Below are 18,030 nucleotides of genomic sequence, written 5' to 3'. Positions count from 1 at the left end.
CGTGCGCCCTATTATTTTAAGCCCATTCGCTCTTCGAATACTGTTCGAACGACGTTAATGCGGCTCACATCATACAGCCCCTTTAATATCTCGAACACCTTATAGGTTCGTAAGAGATGATCAATAATTTCAATTTAGACGACTACGCACTGTGGACAGCGCTTGTTACGCCGTTTGATCAACAAGGTAATGTTGACTACGACACGCTCACAACACTTGTTAGCGAACAAGAAGCAGCACACAACGGTATTTTACTGCTCGGTAGCACAGGTGAAGGCTTAGCCCTTACGCTTAATGAGCAGCAAGGCATTGTTGAGCATGTGTGCCAATTAAAACCCAGTGTACCGCTTATGGTTGCTGTTGGTGGTAGTAACTTGGCCCAACAAAAAGAATGGGTTAGCTACTGTAACCAATTACCTATTCACAGCTACTTATTAGGCTCGCCTCTTTATGCAAAACCAGGGGCTGTAGGTCAAACACATTGGTACGAAAACTTATTAAACGAAAGCGCGCATCCGTGTATGTTATACAACGTACCTGGGCGCAGCGGTGTAAGCATTCCTATCGTAACCATTGAAAACTTAAAAGCGCACCCAAAACTGTGGGCTTTGAAAGAAGCCAGTGGCAACATCACCCAATTTGAAGCATACCGACAAGCCGCGCCTAATTTAGCGCTATACAGTGGCGACGATGCACTTATGCCCTACTTTGCCCAAGCAGGTGCAAAAGGCTTAGTATCGGTTGCGGCAAACGCGTGGCCTTTGCAAACACACGAATTTGTAAAACGCAGCTTAAGTGGCCAACACCCCAATTTATTTGCTCAGTGGACTCGCGCTATTGATAGCCTATTTGCTGTAGCAAACCCTATTCCCGTTAAAGTGCTAATGCACCAACAAGGCCGCTTAAGTAGCCCGTTGCTGCGCCCGCCTTTAACGCATCTTGAGTTAACGCAAACCGATTGCATTACCACTGCAAACGACACCATTTTATCTTGGCATTAAATACAGGTTTTTATAATGAGCTGGTTAGAACTACTTAATAATTTAGAATCGGGCGCAGTACGCGCAGCATCACAAAACGAAAGCGGTCAATGGGAAGCTAACGTAGAAGTAAAACAAGGCATTTTAGAAGCCTTTAAAAATGGCACTAACACCGAGTTTGCAGGCGGGTTTGTTGACAAGCACAACCTTGCACCGCAAGAGTTTAGCACTGACGACGGCGTGCGTATGGTACCAGGTGGTTCAAGCGTTCGTCGTGGTGCCTACGTAGCTAAAGGCACTATTATTATGCCACCAGCGTACGTAAATATTGGTGCATACATCGACGAAGGCACTATGGTTGATAGCCACGCGTTAGTGGGCTCGTGTGCACAAGTAGGTAAAAACGTACATTTGAGCGCAGCCGTTCAACTTGGCGGTGTACTTGAGCCAATCGGGGCAAGCCCAGTTGTGGTTGAGGACGATGCGTTTATTGGCGCAGGTTGTGTCATTGTTGAAGGCGTAGTGGTTAAAAAAGGCGCGGTACTTGCACCAGGCGTGCGCTTATCTGCAACCATTCCGGTATACGACTGCGTTAACGAGCGTCAGCTAGATAAAGGCGAGCCAATTCCAGAATACGCAATTGTAATACCTGGCTCTCGCCCGGCATCTAACGAATGGGCACGAGAGCAAGGCTTAAGCATGTCGTGTGCGTTAATTGTTAAATACCGCGACGAGCAAAGCGATGCATCATTATTGCTAGAAGAGGTTTTACGATAATGAGCTTTTTGAGCACGCCAATCAAAACCGCTGTTAATAAGCTTACTCAGCAACTTGATACCCCTTTTTTTGTTTACGACTTAGATAAACTAAACGCACACCTTACCCGTTTAGTTGCGCAAACCGATGTAAAACTTTGGTATGCAGTAAAAGCGAACCCTCTGTCTAAGGTTATTCAAAGCTTAGATAGCGCAGGCTTTAACTTTGACGTAGCAAGTAAAGGTGAACTTGAACAAGTCCTTGCACAAGGTATTAGTTCGCAGCGCGTGCTCAACACAGGACCTGCAAAGAGCCCTAAACAAATTAAACACTTTATCGAGCGCGGCGTACGTATTTTTGTTGCCGAAAGCCTCAATCAAGTGCGTTGGTTAAACCAACAAGCGCAGCTGCAAAATACGCAGCTGCAAGTTTTATTGCGTGTGCAACTACGCTGGCCTGAAGGTGAAAAAAACCCACTAGGCGGCGACAGCCTAACTCCGTTTGGGCTTGGCTGCGATGAATGGCAAGCGCTCAATACTGGCGATTACCCAGCACTTAATTTTGATGGCCTGCATATTTTTCAGTGGGGCAACATGCTTAGCACGCAAAAGCTAAGCGAGCTGTGGTCGCAAATGATTGCACCGCTTACCACCTTGGCTAATAACTTAAATATAAACCTTAAAATTCTCGATTTAGGGGGCGGTTTAGGTATTCCTTATACACAAAACGAGACAATACTTGAATGGGATGGCCTTATAGCCGCGCTTGCTAAAATTAAAAAAGAGGCGGGTGTAGACGAGCTTTGGATGGAGCTTGGTCGTTACGCTGTAGGCGAATGCGGTCATTATGCTAACCCCGTAGTAGAGTGCAAACAAAACTACGGCCAACAGCAAGTTATTTTAACCGGTGGTATTAACCACTTATTGCGTCCTGCTGTTACAAGCCAAGATTTTCCTGCGGCGTTATTGCGCGAATCAACGGCGCCAGAACAAGCAATGAGCCTATATGGCCCATTATGTACTGCCCTTGATTGCTTAGGCGAGCATACCCTACCAAGCGATTTAAACGAGCAAGACTGGCTGGTGTTTAGCCAATGTGGCGCCTATGGTTTTACCGAAAGCATGCCCTATTTTTTATGCCATGAACTAGCTGCAGAATACGTGTTACAAAATGGCGAGCTCACCTGTGTACGCCAAGCAGAAGATGCCAGTCACTACTTAAGGTAATAAACATGAGCATAACAACACCCATTAGCCAAGAAAACATTGTAGTAGGGGAAGTAGCAAATGGCTTGCCTCTCACTATTCCGGTGTATCGCTTAAAAGGCGACGGCACAGGTCCAAGCGTGTATATTCAAGCCAACATGCATGGCGCCGAGGTACAAGGTAACGCGGTTATTTTTCAGCTGCTAGAGCAGTTAAAACAGCTCAATTTAAAAGGCGACATTACCTTAGTACCATATGCTAACCCTATTGGTTGCAATCAAAAATCAGGGGAGTTTACCCTTGGCCGATTCGACCCTATTACTGGCACTAACTGGAACCGTATGTATCACTACAATAGTGATTTAGTCACCCAGTTTGCCAAAGATCATAGCCAGTACGACGATGCAGCTTTAAAAGATAACTTTAAACAAGCCTTGCTTGATGAAATAGACACCAAACTTAACGGCTCTGCATATTTACTCAATACCGGTAAACGCATTGCGCTTAACCTGCAAAAGCTTGCGCACCAAGCCGACATAGTGCTCGATTTACACACAGGCCCTATTTCAAGTAAGCATTTATATTGCCCAACCTATGCAACAGACAGTGCTCGTTATTTTAATATTGAACATGTACTGCTGATCCCAAGCGACTTTGATGGCGCTATGGATGAAGCTAGCTTTTGCCCATGGTGGCACTTAAGCAATGCACTTAGCGCGCAAGGGCGTTCGTTCAACGTGCAGGTAGAAGCCTTTACAGTTGAGCTAGGTAGCCAAGAAAAAATAGATTTAAAAGAAGCACTCAACGATGCAAAGAGCATATTATGCTACCTAAATCAAAAGAACGTATTAGTAGATGCACCGCATAAACCAGCTAATATAACTCGCTATGCGTGTAACCTAGATGACTACTTTGCCTATTACGCCCCTATTGGCGGCATGGTTGAATATATAGCACCACTTGGTAGTCATATTAAAGCAGGCGAGCCCATCGCACATATTTTACGTATGGAACGCTATCTAAGTGAACAACCATTACAAACGCTGACTCTTGATTGCGATGCTATCGCTATTTTGCACTTTGCCTCAGCAAGCGTTAATCAAGGCACTGAGTTGTATAAATTTTTTACAAACGTATTTGAGCTATAGCTCACCCTTCTCATTGCGTGAGAGTACATTAATCTCCTAAGTTAATGTACATTAGATAAAGCGGCTTTGGCCGCTTTTCTTTTGATCTGTTAGTACCGCCTTTAACGTAATGTAAACAGTTCAGTAAAAGTTCACTGTACCTAATGTAAAAAGCGTTATAATAAAATAAATCACAACCTACCCAATACTCACAAGGAATTACAATGAGCTGGCGCCACTGGATCACCCTTTCAGCTTTACTAAGTACCGCAGCATTTGCGCAAGACGAAGTACAAACAAACGAGCAAGACAGCAGTATAGAACTCGTCAAGCAATGTATTTTGAATGAAGTAATTGGGGGCGATGGCAAGCAAACACTCGATGAGCTTCGTAAAAAATGCTCTGCACTGGAAGAAAACAAACAACTGACCGCACTCGATAAACGCCAAGCACGTGAAGAGGTTGGTAAAAAAAATCGTAATGTAATCACCCCCCACAAACGTAATTACATATTGCCATTATCATACGTATCGCATCCTAACGATCGTCCTTTCGACCGTTTTGATGAGCTCACCGATGAACAAGATGGTGATACACTCGATAACTTAGAAGCAAAATATCAACTTTCAATCAAGGTTCCCTTGTTTGACGAATTTTCTGACGAAGACCAAGCCTTGTATTTTGGTTTTACGCTGCAGTCCTATTGGCAAATTTATAACTCAGAGATTTCATCGCCATTTCGTGAAACCAACTATGAGCCTGAAATTTTTTGGATAAATTACCTGGATCCAGAAAACGTACTTTGGGGCGATGAAATGGCTATTGTGTTAGGTATTTCACACCAGTCAAATGGTCGAAGCCAACCAAACTCGCGCTCGTGGAACCGTATTTACGCCGACTTCATATGGGAAAACCGAGGCTTTGTTTTTAGCTTTAAACCTTGGTATCGCATAGCTGAAGACGAAAAAGAAAACCTGCTAGATGCAAAAGGTGATGATAACCCTGATATTTACAAATACATGGGGTACTTTGAATTTAGCGGTGCATATCGTTATCACGACCATGAATTTAGCTTTATGACTCGCAATAATTTAAATTCAGACAATCGTGGTGCACTTCAGCTTGATTGGTCATTTCCTTTGTGGGGCCGCGTTCGTGGCTACGCGCAATACTTTAACGGCTACGGTGAAAGCCTAATAGATTATAACGCTGACGTTGAGCGTATTGGTGTGGGTATATTATTAACTGATTTGTTGTAAAATCAGCTTATGAAAAAGCCAAGCATTAATTATTAAGTGCTTGGCTTTTTTAATTAAAAATTACTCGTTATTTTTTTACGGCAAACACACCTTCAAACTCAGCAACTACGTTGTCACCATCATAAATGATTACCGGTACCACATAACTTGTTTTACCATCGGCTTCTAAATCGCTTAATTTGCCTTTACACGCTTGTAAATCTACACAACCGCGCGGATCTGTATTGAGTGGTTTCAGGTACTTAATACTCGCATCGGCTAAAACTATGCTACCTTCAAGTCCCGCTTCTTTGAGCGCCAAATACGTTGCACCCCAGCCAGTTAATGTGGCTAAACTATAAATAGAACCCGCAAACATGGTGTTATGTAAATTTAAATTAGCGTCTAAATCAGCGCTGGTTGTAAATTGCCAATCGGTGTAACTTTCTACTTTAATGCCCATTGCATCACTAATAGGAATTGATTCTCGCCAGATATTTTGCAATACCTGAGTCCAATTTGGATGGCGGAACCAACCCGGCTCACTCGGTTTTTGCTTAACCATTTTATAATGTTGTACATCACCATACGCCAAGTGCGCTTTTTCTTTTAATTCGTACCCATGACGCTTATAAAACTCAAGCGCCCGCTCACGTGCAAATAACACCAGTTCACCGGCATTTTGTGTCCACGCTATTTTTTCTAAATCGTGTAACAGGCGACTACCAATATGCTGATTTCGGTTACCTTCAGCCACAGCCATATAACGAACCTGAGCTTGCTCGTGGTTATTAAAATGTAATCGAGCCACACCTAATACGTCACCCTCTTTATTTTTTATAAAGCGGTGTTCAGCGTCTTGTTCTAAATCATCTTGTTCAGAACCTCTTGGTTCCCCCCAAGGAGCGCGTAAAACCTGCCAGCGTAATTGATAATAAGCTTGCCAATCTTCGCTACTTTGTGGGGTACTTACCTGAAACATACTTACTCCTGTTGCTGTAAAAGCCGCATGTAAAAATTTAAAAAAGCCTCAACCTGTTGATGGCAAATACCATACTCCATCTTAACAAAACTGCAAATACGACTTTGGTGAAGCTTTTAAAATACGTAAAAAATTAATGACAGATCCCATTGCGCTTTACTAAAGCTGGTTTATGCTAAATACCATGACCACATACATTGATACCTCAACAGGCCTAATTAACAGTCATTTTATTGAAAACAGCCAAAATGAAGGAACGCTACTTTATTGGCAAAACGTAAATGGCGATCGCATTCAAGTTCGCGAGCATGGTAATTTACGCTGGCTGTTAATAAACAACACATTGCAATCCATTATCGACGTCAATAATCCACGAACTCTGTTGTTTCCTCATTTGCAATATTTAGCAGCGCAATGGCAAACACTGCCACCACCTAATAACGTGCTTGAACTTGGATTGGGCGGTGGGGCTATTCGTAACTATTTACTTAAGCAACACCCTCAAGTAAATATAACGTCAGTTGAAAAAAATGCAGGCATATTGGCATGTTATTCGCAGTTTTTTGCATCAAGCAGTAACGAAAATTTACTATGCGATGATGCACAGGTGGTACTTACTTCAGCGCGAAATATAGATTGGGTTATATTAGATTTATTCTGCCAGATAGATGCGCCACGATTTTTATTTGAGCACGCATTTTATGAAAAAATTCACGCAGCACTTAACACTACCGGCAAACTATTTATTAACTTTTTATCGCAACACAACTCACAGTTAAAACAGCTCCAAAAGCTATTATTCGATGTATTTGGTTATACTGTATACCCTCAAAAAATTTCAGGTTACGTTAACCATATAGTGGTCATTAGTAAACAACACCCTAAACAGATAAGTTAAACGTAACCGGTCCATCGTTACATAAACTCACTTGCATGTCGGCACCAAACTCACCGGTGGCGACTCTAATTCCCAGCGCTTTGGCTTGGTCTACAAAATACACATACAACTCATTAGCCTGGCTTGGGGTCGCTGCTGATGAAAAGCTCGGCCGCATGCCTTTTTTGGTGTTAGCCGCTAATGTAAATTGCGAAACCACTAATAACTCTCCACCTATATCTTTTAGGCTTAAGTTCATTTTGTCGTTTTCATCGGTAAAAATACGGTAATTACTTACTTTATGCAGTAGCTTATCGGCTGCTTGTTCATCATCTGGTTTTTCTACACCTAAAAGCAGTAATATACCTTTTTCTATTTGGCCAATTACTTGGTTATTAACTTCTACTTTTGCGTGTTTTACGCGCTGTATTAACCCTTGCATTTAATGCGTATCCTTTAAGTTTAGCTCTTCTTCAAGTTCAATTTCTGGGGTATCTTCAATATCATTTGGGCTAATACATGCTGTAAATTCAGCGCCTAGTAACACCACCACCCAAGATAAATACACCCACACAAATAAAATAGGTATGGTCGCAACAGCACCGTAAATTACTTCGTACGATGGAAAGTGACTAATGTAAAGTGCAAAGCCTTTTTTAGTCAGTTCAAATAAAACTGCCGCAAAAAGCGCGCCTGGTAGTGCAGCCCTAATAGAGACAGGTGTATTAGGCACTAAGGTATATAACATTAAAAAGCCAATCATCGAAAAACCATAGGGTACCAGCTTTAATAAAAAGCCACTAAACCCAGGAATGCCCTGATCGGCAAACGAAACCAACGACACAATATACGAAGTAACACCAATACTTGCACCCAGTAGCACCGGACCTAGGCTTAATACCATCCAATAAACAGCAAAAGAGATCATCATAGGGCGTTTTTTCTTAATTCGCCAAATGCGATTAAGCGTGGCATCAACATTACGTATCAGCAGCAGCGCAATCGCTGCTAAAAAACCAATACCGACTGCTGTCATTTGGTTTGCATTGCCCGCAAAGGAGCTTATGTGCTCTTTAATGACATCTGACGAGGTAGGTACAAAGTTAGTGAATAAAAAGCTTTCTATGGCTATGCGGGTCGACTCAAACCCCGGAAAAGCCGAAAATATTGCCACACCTACCGCAATTAAAGGCACTAACGAAAGTAAAGTAACATAGGCAAGGTAGCCTGCATTCACTGTAATTTGATCGTCGATACAGCGATTAATATATTGCATCCACCAACCGGGTTGCTGGCGCATAAAGGACTTAACTTGCTGTTTGTAATGGGAGAGCTTATCATTCATACAATTGACTTGTGCTTATCGAGTTTTGATTATCATAACAATCAGCACCGGAATTTACAGCACTTACACGTAAATAGGGAATCAAATGAAAAAACAAACACTGTTAAGCGCATCAATACTTGCCCTAACGTTAGCATTATCTGGGTGTCAATCAGCTTACTATTCTGCAATGGAAAAAGTAGGTGTGCACAAACGTGACATTCTTATTGACCGCGTAGAAGAAACCAAAGAGTCACAAGAAGAATCTCAAGAAGAGTTTCAGTCAGCGCTTGAGCGTTTAACTACACTAATTAATTTTGATGGCGGTGAGCTCCAAGATGCTTACAATCAACTAAATGACGATTACGAATCAAGCCTTAAAGCCGCAGACGACGTTACTACCAATATCAATAAAGTAGAGGATGTTGCTGAAGCCTTGTTTGACGAGTGGAGCGATGAATTAGAACAGTACAAAAGCGCTTCGTTAAAACGCGAAAGCAGTAAAAAACTTAATGCCACTAAGCGCCAATTTAATCAGCTTCTTCGTTCTATGCGCAGTGCTGAAAGTAAAATGGAACCAGTACTATCATCACTAAAAGATAACGTTTTGTACTTAAAGCATAATTTAAATGCACAGGCAGTTGCTGCTATAAAAGGTGAATTTACTAACCTTAAACGCGACATTCAGATACTGATGAACGACATGAACAAGTCAATTGCCGATTCAAATAAATTTATTGAGCAAATGAACAAAGCCTAATAATGCTATTTTTATAACAACTCTAAAAAGCCTGTTAATTTTAACGGGCTTTTTTGTGATTATTTTTTGTTACGATTAACACATTGTTTAATAAATAGCTTTTGATAAGCTTTAATTTCTTTTAAACAATAACAACAGTCGAAATGAAATTACATACTCTGTGCTTACTTATTACCTCAAGCTTTTTAGCCGCCTGCAGCGCAAACACTGTAAATGTAATTGCTGGGCAAGACAGCATAACGCCAATTCATAAATCAGGTGAGCGTGAAGGGCGTTATCACAACCTTTATGCGGGCGATAAAACCTATCCGGTTACCTGTGAAGCTGACTGCTACCCACAACACCCGAATGTAATATGCGAAACCACTGCTGAAAATTGCACATTTAACGCTGAGCAATTAAAGCCACAGCTAAACCTTGGCTTTAATATACGCTGGTTAGGCCATGCTGGCTTTATGATCCAAACACCAAATGGACAGCATGTAGTGTTCGACCCCGTAAAAGAGCAGTTTGACTCACCCGTTGATTTAGCATTTAAGCTTGCCTCTGGGTTTTATAGACAACCTGGTGATTGGCTTACTCAAAGCGAACTTAAAAACCTAGATGCCGTTATATATTCGCACATTCATTACGATCATTTTAATAAATCAGACATAGAAGAAATAGGTAATCAACCTCGCTACTTAGCACCATTAGGCATGGCAGATAACTTTCCAAACGCAGGACTTAATATTAGCGAAATGGCGTGGTATGCAAAAACTAAAATTGATGATTTAACCATTCATGCACTACCAGCGCATCACTTTAGCAGCCGTGTATTAGTACCCTTTATTTACGAAGACAACGATAAAGACTTATGGAATGGCTGGCTACTTGAACAAAATGGCAGTACCTTATTTTTTGCAGGCGACACTGGCTACTCCAAACACTTTAGCGATATTCAGCAAAAGTATGGCGATATTGATGTGTGCTTAATGCCGATAGCCTCTTACTACAGCAAAGATAACCCCAAGTGGTATCGTTATGTTCATACAACCCCAGAAGATGCTCTTAAGGCCGCACACGAGCTTAACTGTAAAGTAATGATACCGTGGGGATACGGTAACTCATCATGGAAAATGGGCGATCGAAGTAGTCATTCGGCTTTACTACGTTTATTACACATGCATGAAACAATGAAATCACCCGTGCCGCTTTATATTTTAAATGAAGGTGAAAGTATTAAATTTTAAATTGCCCACCAGCTGAAATACATCAACATAATTCGTAATAACCCTCTAGCTGAACTATCTTTAATTAACTAAGCAATGTGGGGTTATTATGTTTCTAGTACGACTCATTTACGCAAGCAAAATTTCAGACGGCTTTGGCCCAAAAGATATAGAAAGTATTTTACAAAGTGCTCGTACCTATAATGTAAAAACACATGTTACCGGCATGCTTTGCTTTAGTAACGAATACTTTTTACAGTGCCTTGAAGGCTCCAGAACCGCAGTAAATAATACCTATCAACAAATATTAAACGACAAACGTCACCACAATGTAATTATGCTTAACTATACCCAAATTCCAGAAAGAGAATTTGAAAAGTGGTCTATGGGTTATGTTCCACAATCTAGAGTAACCCAATCACTGAATCTGAAATTTTCAGGCTCTGTTGATTTTAATCCATTTAAAATGTCTGGCGAAAGTGCTCACTTATTAATGCTAGCGTTAAAAGGCAGCATTACAGGTGCTATTAGTTAAAATACGCATATATTATTGTTTTTATTGTTAACTTAAGCCAAGCTAAGCCAACTTTAATTAATGGAACAATTAATGAAAAAAGTACTGTTAGCCACGAGCTTAGTGATCAGCAGCCAAATAATGGCTGCTGACGTTAAATATACGTCAACCCCTATTAATATTGACGGCGTATCTGAAAGCGCATGGGATAAGGCTGCTTGGCACGATATGCCACATTTAATGGATGGTACATTGCCTTCAAACGATGCCGATTTTAAAGGCCGCTATCGCTTGTTGTGGGATGAAAAATTCTTATACCTACAAGCCGATATTGTAGATGATGTTTTAATAGATACACACCCAGACCCTACCTATAAATATTGGGATGACGATGCCCTTGAAATATTTATAGATAGCGATGCATCGGGCGGGATTCACCAATTTAATCACACCGCTTTAGCGTACCATATTGGCCTTGATAACCAAGCTGCCGATTACGGCCCTGATAAAAAAGCACACTTGTATACCGACCACTTAGTTAGCAACTGGAAACGCAATACCACTGCACCCTATAACATTACTTGGGAAGTTGCGATAAAACTCTACCCGAATGATTATCAACAAGGCGCAAAAAATACACCGCTTAAATTAACAGAAAAACAAGTTATTGGCTTTATGCTCGCGTATTGCGATAACGATGGCAGTGAAACACGCGAGCACTTTATGGGGTCACACGAAGTACAGCCAGTGAACGGTGACAGAAACCGAGGATTTATAGACGCAGATGTATTTGGCAAAATCACCTTACTACCAAAAAAGTAAGTAATACCAATAAAATAATTGATAACGTAGGTTGGGTTGAGCCTAGCGAGACCCAACGAAAATACCCAACTAACAACAACAGGGACTTTGCAATATCGATTATTTAATTCTCAAGCACGTTTTTGCTTAGACAAAGAGCGCTGCGCCCTAATATAAAGCTAATTTCAGCCACCCTTTTGCTCATGTTTAATAATTTTAAGAAGCAAATCAATTCTGCGATTTGTTTTCTTAGTTTGCTCCCTAATCATGCTCTGCACCACAGCTGAAGTAAAAAATATAACACATATTATTTGTATTAACTCAGTGTCAATATCATAGAAGCTATTAGCGATTGACAACAAAGCAAATGGTAAAAAAATTGATATGAGATATTTCAAGCCCCAATCATTTTTGCCTAACGTTTCAAATTCATCTTTATATTTTTGCAGTTCAGCAATATGTTCTATATCTAGGTTTGCCTTAATTTCATTTTCGGTATTCACAATAGCTCACGCACTTAAATTGAATATAGCTTCCATAATAGCTCAATACCTTTTTTCGGTTCAACGCTTAAAGCTGTTTAACAATATCGAACCAACCGCGCTGTATTAATCTGGCAGCTTAAAGCTCTTCTCTTGCTAACTAAAAAGTCCACAAAAAAGCCGCTGTATTTTTCAATACAGCGGCTTTTGAAATCATTTTTCTAAATTAATAGATTATTACTTAGGAGCACGACCCGCACGTTTACGCTCATTTTCAGTTAAATGACGCTTACGAATACGAATGTTCTCAGGTGTAACTTCTACTAACTCATCGTCAGCAATAAACTCAAGCGCTTGCTCAAGTGAATAGTTCAGATGTGGTGTCAATGTTTGTGCTTCATCTGTACCAGATGCACGAACGTTAGTAAGTTGCTTACCTTTAAGTGCGTTAACTGTAAGGTCGTTATCACGGCTATGAATACCGATAACCATACCTTCATAAACTTCAACACCGTGACCGATGAATAAACGGCCGCGCTCTTGTAAGTTAAATAATGCGTTAGTAAGTGCTTTACCTGTTGCGTTTGCAATCATTACGCCGTTCTTACGAACACCTAGCTCGCCACCTTTGTGCGGACCGTAGTGATCGAACGTATGGTAAAGTAAGCCAGAACCAGACGTTAATGTCATGAACTCAGTTTGGAAACCGATTAAGCCACGGCTTGGGATCATAAAGTCCATACGCATACGGCCTTTACCATCTGGTGCCATGTCAGTAAGTTCACCCTTACGAAGACCAATTTGCTCCATGATAGAACCTTGGTGCTCTTCTTCACAGTCAATCGTTAGTGTTTCATACGGTTCTTCTAACACGCCATCAACAGTGCGCAGGATTACTTCTGGACGAGATACAGCAAGCTCATAACCTTCACGACGCATGTTCTCGATTAAGATACCAAGGTGTAATTCACCACGACCTGATACGCGGAAGCTATCTGGGTTATCAGTATCTGCAACACGAAGTGCAACGTTGTGTACTAATTCTTTGTCTAAACGCTCACGAATATTACGTGATGTTACAAACTTACCTTCTTTACCACAGAACGGAGAGTTATTTACAGAGAACGTCATTGTAACTGTAGGCTCATCAACACTTAATGGTGGTAATGCTTCAACATTGTTAGGACAACAAAGCGTATCTGAAATCTTAAGCTCGCCTAAACCTGTTACAGTAACGATGTTACCAGCATAAGCTTTATCAGTGTCGATACGCTCAAGGCCTAAGTAGCTTTGTACTGAACCAATTTTACCGTTACGAGTCGTGCCGTCAGCGCCAATAACTGTAACTTGTTGGTTAGTCGCAACAGAACCACGTTTGATACGACCAATACCAATTACACCTTTATACGAGTTGTAATCAAGCTGAGAGATTTGCATTTGGAAATCACCTTCAGGATCTGCATCCGGTGGTGATACTTCGTCAACGATCATCTTGAACATAGGTTCCATGTTGTCTGATGGCTCGTCTAAATCTAATGTTGCCCAGCCGTTGATAGCTGATGCGTAGATTACTTTAAAGTCTAACTGTTCATCAGTTGCACCAAGGTTATCGAATAAATCAAAGATTTGATCCATAACCCAATCTGGGCGTGCACCTGGCTTATCAATTTTATTGATAACGACGATTGGCTTTAAGCCTTGCGCGAATGCCTTTTGCGTTACGAAACGCGTTTGTGGCATTGGACCTTCTTGAGCATCAACAAGTAATAATACTGAGTCAGCCATCGAAAGTACGCGTTCAACTTCACCACCGAAATCGGCGTGTCCCGGGGTATCTACGATATTGATATGGTAATCATTCCAAGAGATAGCTGTGTTTTTAGCTAAAATGGTAATACCACGTTCTTTCTCAATGTCGTTTGAGTCCATCACGCGCTCTTCGTTACCGCCGCGTGTTTCTAATGTACCTGATTGCTCAAGTAGTTTGTCAACCAGAGTTGTTTTACCGTGGTCAACGTGCGCGATAATCGCTATATTTCTTAACTGTTCGATGCTCATATATTTACTCAGAGAAATTAAATTCTCAATGATCCTGCAAGATCTACGCACTCATCTGCGTTTTCACGAGATGTCCAAGCATAGGATTTAAAAGGGCGCATATTATCCCTCATTAATGACATGGATGAAAGTTTATCCAATACAAATTTCAAAACTTTCTCAATACTTTTACTAAGTATCTGTTTTATATATGACAATTATATGAAATAAATTGTCATTATTTTTTCAAAAATGCAGTTTACACTATTTATACGATATTTTTGGCACTCTTTTGCATTTAGGTTATGCTGATTTCGAGCGATTAAATTAACAACAAATTGTAGTGCACATAACCTGCACCAAAGTGGACTTTAACCGCACCATATTGGTGCTATTTTATGCCCCACATTGTAGCAACTAAGTTTTTTTAACCTATAAACATAGAGTTATAAAAATGGCACAAAATCAGCTTAATAAATCCCAAAGCAATTATGCAGCAATAATAAAACCCAATAGTTGGAGGACACATGTCACAATCGGTTTTAGATTTTATTAAAGAAAATGACGTTAAGTTCATTGATTTACGCTTTACTGATACAAAGGGTAAAGAGCAACATGTATCTATTCCTCATCACCAAGTTGATGAAGATTTTTTCGAAGACGGTAAAATGTTCGACGGTTCTTCAATTGCTGGTTGGAAAGGCATAAACGAATCAGACATGGTATTAATGCCTGTTGCTGAATCAGTAAAACTTGACCCTTTCACTGAAGAAACAACATTAATCGTACGTTGTGACGTTGTAGAGCCTTCTACACTTCAAGGCTACGAGCGCGACCCGCGTTCAGTTGCTAAACGTGCTGAAGATTACATGCGCTCTACAGGTATTGCTGATACCGTATTATTTGGCCCAGAGCCAGAGTTCTTCCTTTTTGACGATGTTAAATACAAATCAGACATGTCTGGTTCAATGTACAAAGTTGACGCTGTAGAAGCGGCATGGAACTCAGATAAAGATTATGAAGGCGGTAACACTGGTCACCGTCCAGGTGTTAAAGGCGGTTACTTCCCTTGTTCACCTGTTGATTCTTCACAAGATTGGCGTTCAGCTACCTGTTTAGTACTTGAAGAACTAGGTCAAGTAGTAGAAGCACATCACCACGAAGTAGCAACAGCAGGCCAAAACGAAATTGCTACGCGTTTTAACAGCATGGTTTTAAAAGCAGATGAAATCCAAGAAATGAAATATGTTATTCATAACATGGCTCATTTATACGGAAAAACAGCTACATTCATGCCTAAGCCAATTGTTGGTGATAACGGTTCTGGTATGCACTGTCACCAGTCTTTAGCTAAAGATGGTGTTAACTTGTTTGCTGGCGATAAATACGGCGGTCTTTCTGAAGAAGCGCTTTATTACATTGGCGGTATTATCAAGCATGCAAAAGCTATTAACGCATTTGCTAACGCATCAACTAACTCGTACAAACGTTTAGTACCAGGCTTTGAAGCGCCAGTAATGCTTGCATACTCTGCACGTAACCGTTCTGCTTCAATCCGTATCCCAGTGGTACCATCTGCGAAAGGTCGTCGTATCGAAGTACGCTTCCCAGATCCAACAGCTAACCCATACCTTGCTTTCTCAGCAATGCTTATGGCTGGCCTTGACGGTATCAAAAACAAGATCCACCCTGGCGATGCAATGGATAAAGATTTATACGACTTACCAGCAGAAGAAGCGGCAGAAATTCCACAAGTTGCATCTTCACTTGGTGAAGCACTAGATGCATTAAGTGCTGACCGCGAGTTCTTAACTCAAGGTGGTGTTTTCACTGACGACCTAATCGATGCTTACATTGCACTTAAAGGTCAAGAAGTTGAAAAACTTAACATGACAACTCACCCAGTTGAGTTCGAAATGTACTACAGCTGTTAATGTGACACTGTAAAAGAATGTGTGTTCTCAAGCCCGCTTAGCGGGCTTTTTTAATGGTAAATTAAATCAAACTCCACTAAAGTTAAGCAATCATAAAAATTGCAGGGTAGCAGTGTGAATAGTAAGATTTTATTGCTAATGATTACTTTAGGATTAAGTAATTATGGTTATGCGGGTGAAAAAAGAATTTACGCTTGGAAAGATCAAAACGGCGTTTTAGTGTTTTCAGATACACCGCGTAAAGGTGCTACAGAGGTAAAACTCTCTAGCCAAAGCTTAACTATGCCCGCTAAAGATATAGCGACTCTCAGCAGCCAATCCCATACTAAAAAAACAGGGTTTGGTATTGCCATTACGTCACCTGAGCACAATCAAACCATTCATGAAAATACCGGCACAATATACGTCACCAGCCGCGTAATGCCGAGCTTTAAAGCAGGCTATACCATTCAATTGCTTGTTAATGGAGAAGCAAACGGCCCTGCAATAAATAACTCAGTATTTGCAATTGCTGATGTTGAAGCCGGTGAACATATGCTTCAACTAAGACTGTTTAACGAGAAAAACCAAATTATCGCTGTGAGCGAGCCACGTATATTTAATATGCGCAGAAAAGGCAAAATCCATAGCAATTAAAGCGAAACTTAATACTTAGGCGCAGCAGCTCATTTAAGATAAAACCTGGCCTGCAAACACCTGCGCACTAAAATGGTGCAAACATGATTAATAACGAAAATTTTAGCCCCGAATTGCTTGATGCCATATGGCAAAATCAAACAACGGCAGTTATGCTTCTCGATAAAAATTTTACCGTTTTTTATGCCAATACCAGTACCAGTGAGTTACTTGGGCTTGCCACTAAACGCTTACTCGAACAGCCCTTTGATACCCTTTTTAATTACCATTCAATTGACTTAAAACGTATCGCGCAGTTTTCATTAATTGATGGCGTTGATTGCCAACAACACAGAGCTGACGTAGTCTTTAGCGATTCTCGCCATGCCAAAGTAAGTGTTAATTCAAGGCGAATTAACTTTAAAGGTACTGCGTATATTTTATTAGAATGTCGTCAAACAGACGATGAAATAAAGCACGATCAAGCTTCAAATCAAATGCATCAATACCAAGCAGCACGTAACTTAATAAGAGGCTTGGCACACGAAATTAAAAATCCTTTAGGTGGAATTCGCGGAGCGGCGCAATTATTGCAATATGAGGTTGATCAGCAAGAAAGAAATCAATGCGCTGAGCTCATCATTGAGCAAGCAGACAGATTACGTGAACTAGTAGATAGACTTTTAGGGCCTAATCAACTGCCACAAAAATCTTACGTTAATATACACCAAGCGTTAGAGTCGGTAGTGAAGTTAAGCACACTCGATAATTGTTCAAATATCGAATTAAAAAAAGATTACGATCCTAGTATCCCTAATGTGTTTATTGATCAGAGTAAAATACAACAAGTGGTTTTAAATATTGTTCGTAATGCTCAGCAGGCGCTTACTGAGGGTGGTGAGATAAAAATAAAAACGCGTATTAATCATCAACACCGTCGTCCAGGTAAGGCACCTAAAAAAGCCTTGTTGATCCAAATATCTGATAACGGACCAGGCATAGATCACAGCATACGTGAAACCTTGTTCTACCCTATGATCACCAACAAAGAAGGTGGCTCAGGGCTTGGACTCTCAATTGCACAGACGCTCATTGATCAGCACGATGGCTATATTGAATGTGATAGCTGGCCTGGACATACTGAATTTAATATCTATCTGCCCTTTGCAGATTAATGTTTGGAGTTG

The 18,030-nt window shown here is 40.8% G+C and carries 18 protein-coding genes; 13 read left to right on the top strand and 5 right to left on the bottom strand.

All coding sequences use genetic code 11. The features are described from left to right. Positions 1 to 116 precede the first annotated feature (116 nt). The 5 genes from dapA (at position 117) to RF53_RS16450 (ending at position 5,327) form a co-directional block, all read left to right on the top strand. Positions 117 to 1,001 (top strand): 4-hydroxy-tetrahydrodipicolinate synthase, encoded by an 885-nt coding sequence (dapA, locus tag RF53_RS16470; protein ID WP_039038310.1) that lies wholly within the window; start codon positions 117 to 119, stop codon positions 999 to 1,001. Between the two features lie 15 nt (positions 1,002 to 1,016). Then, the gene (locus tag RF53_RS16465; RefSeq protein WP_006791320.1) at positions 1,017 to 1,757 is read left to right on the top strand and encodes a 2,3,4,5-tetrahydropyridine-2,6-dicarboxylate N-succinyltransferase; all 741 of its coding nucleotides are present in this window, start codon (positions 1,017 to 1,019) and stop codon (positions 1,755 to 1,757) included. Further along, positions 1,757 to 2,962, top strand: coding sequence for a PLP-dependent decarboxylase (locus RF53_RS16460; protein WP_039038309.1), 1,206 nt, complete (start codon positions 1,757 to 1,759; stop codon positions 2,960 to 2,962). The genes RF53_RS16465 and RF53_RS16460 overlap by 1 nt, the downstream gene beginning before the upstream one ends. A gap of 5 nt (positions 2,963 to 2,967) precedes the next feature. Then, entirely contained in the window at positions 2,968 to 4,089 is a 1,122-nt protein-coding gene (locus RF53_RS16455; RefSeq protein ID WP_039038308.1) for a succinylglutamate desuccinylase/aspartoacylase family protein, read from the top strand. A 203-nt stretch (positions 4,090 to 4,292) separates the two neighbouring features. Next, a complete protein-coding gene (locus tag RF53_RS16450; RefSeq protein ID WP_006791323.1) occupies positions 4,293 to 5,327 on the top strand; it encodes a phospholipase A in 1,035 nt (344 codons plus the stop codon). A 67-nt stretch (positions 5,328 to 5,394) separates the two neighbouring features. Here RF53_RS16450 and RF53_RS16445 read toward each other — a convergent pair whose 3' ends face one another. Then, the gene (locus RF53_RS16445; protein WP_039038307.1) at positions 5,395 to 6,288 is read right to left on the bottom strand and encodes a bifunctional GNAT family N-acetyltransferase/hotdog fold thioesterase; all 894 of its coding nucleotides are present in this window, start codon (positions 6,286 to 6,288) and stop codon (positions 5,395 to 5,397) included. 172 nt (positions 6,289 to 6,460) lie between these two features. Here RF53_RS16445 and RF53_RS16440 point away from each other — a divergent pair, with 172 nt between their 5' ends. Further along, positions 6,461 to 7,186, top strand: coding sequence for a spermidine synthase (locus RF53_RS16440; protein WP_039038306.1), 726 nt, complete (start codon positions 6,461 to 6,463; stop codon positions 7,184 to 7,186). Here RF53_RS16440 and dtd read toward each other — a convergent pair. Together dtd and RF53_RS16430 are read right to left on the bottom strand one after the other, a co-directional pair. Further along, positions 7,170 to 7,607 (bottom strand): D-aminoacyl-tRNA deacylase, encoded by a 438-nt coding sequence (dtd, locus tag RF53_RS16435; protein ID WP_039038305.1) that lies wholly within the window; start codon positions 7,605 to 7,607, stop codon positions 7,170 to 7,172. The genes RF53_RS16440 and dtd overlap by 17 nt on opposite strands. Next, on the bottom strand, positions 7,608 to 8,510 hold the full coding sequence (locus RF53_RS16430) for a virulence factor BrkB family protein (protein WP_039038304.1): 903 nt from the start codon (positions 8,508 to 8,510) through the stop codon (positions 7,608 to 7,610). An 85-nt stretch (positions 8,511 to 8,595) separates the two neighbouring features. Here RF53_RS16430 and RF53_RS16425 point away from each other — a divergent pair, with 85 nt between their 5' ends. The 4 genes from RF53_RS16425 (at position 8,596) to RF53_RS16410 (ending at position 11,796) form a co-directional block, all read left to right on the top strand. After that, positions 8,596 to 9,249 (top strand): DUF2959 domain-containing protein, encoded by a 654-nt coding sequence (locus RF53_RS16425; RefSeq protein WP_039038303.1) that lies wholly within the window; start codon positions 8,596 to 8,598, stop codon positions 9,247 to 9,249. 143 nt (positions 9,250 to 9,392) lie between these two features. Next, positions 9,393 to 10,481 (top strand): MBL fold metallo-hydrolase, encoded by a 1,089-nt coding sequence (locus tag RF53_RS16420; protein WP_039038302.1) that lies wholly within the window; start codon positions 9,393 to 9,395, stop codon positions 10,479 to 10,481. 88 nt (positions 10,482 to 10,569) lie between these two features. Then, positions 10,570 to 10,995 (top strand): BLUF domain-containing protein, encoded by a 426-nt coding sequence (locus RF53_RS16415; protein WP_039038301.1) that lies wholly within the window; start codon positions 10,570 to 10,572, stop codon positions 10,993 to 10,995. Positions 10,996 to 11,067: 72 nt separating this feature from the next. Continuing rightward, positions 11,068 to 11,796: a CBM9 family sugar-binding protein gene (locus RF53_RS16410; protein WP_039038300.1), complete on the top strand. Its 729-nt coding sequence runs from the start codon at positions 11,068 to 11,070 to the stop codon at positions 11,794 to 11,796. Between the two features lie 164 nt (positions 11,797 to 11,960). Here RF53_RS16410 and RF53_RS16405 read toward each other — a convergent pair whose 3' ends face one another. Together RF53_RS16405 and typA are read right to left on the bottom strand one after the other, a co-directional pair. Further along, positions 11,961 to 12,278: a hypothetical protein gene (locus RF53_RS16405; RefSeq protein ID WP_039038299.1), complete on the bottom strand. Its 318-nt coding sequence runs from the start codon at positions 12,276 to 12,278 to the stop codon at positions 11,961 to 11,963. 216 nt (positions 12,279 to 12,494) lie between these two features. Further along, a complete protein-coding gene (gene typA / locus RF53_RS16400; protein WP_006791334.1) occupies positions 12,495 to 14,315 on the bottom strand; it encodes a translational GTPase TypA in 1,821 nt (606 codons plus the stop codon). 506 nt (positions 14,316 to 14,821) lie between these two features. Between typA and glnA the strand changes: the two genes are divergently transcribed. From glnA to glnL, 3 genes are all read left to right on the top strand, one after another. Continuing rightward, a complete protein-coding gene (gene glnA / locus RF53_RS16395; protein WP_006791335.1) occupies positions 14,822 to 16,228 on the top strand; it encodes a glutamate--ammonia ligase in 1,407 nt (468 codons plus the stop codon). Between the two features lie 114 nt (positions 16,229 to 16,342). Further along, on the top strand, positions 16,343 to 16,864 hold the full coding sequence (locus RF53_RS16390) for a DUF4124 domain-containing protein (protein WP_277053767.1): 522 nt from the start codon (positions 16,343 to 16,345) through the stop codon (positions 16,862 to 16,864). Positions 16,865 to 16,947: 83 nt separating this feature from the next. Then, positions 16,948 to 18,018 (top strand): nitrogen regulation protein NR(II), encoded by a 1,071-nt coding sequence (gene glnL, locus RF53_RS16385; RefSeq protein ID WP_006791337.1) that lies wholly within the window; start codon positions 16,948 to 16,950, stop codon positions 18,016 to 18,018. The last annotated feature ends 12 nt before the right edge of the window (positions 18,019 to 18,030 follow it).

It is taken from the genome of Pseudoalteromonas sp. ECSMB14103 (genome assembly GCF_000813065.1).
GTDB lineage: Bacteria > Pseudomonadota > Gammaproteobacteria > Enterobacterales > Alteromonadaceae > Pseudoalteromonas > Pseudoalteromonas marina.
The sequence above is the reverse complement of the archived record's forward strand: the minus strand, read 5'-3'. Positions and strand labels throughout refer to the sequence as shown.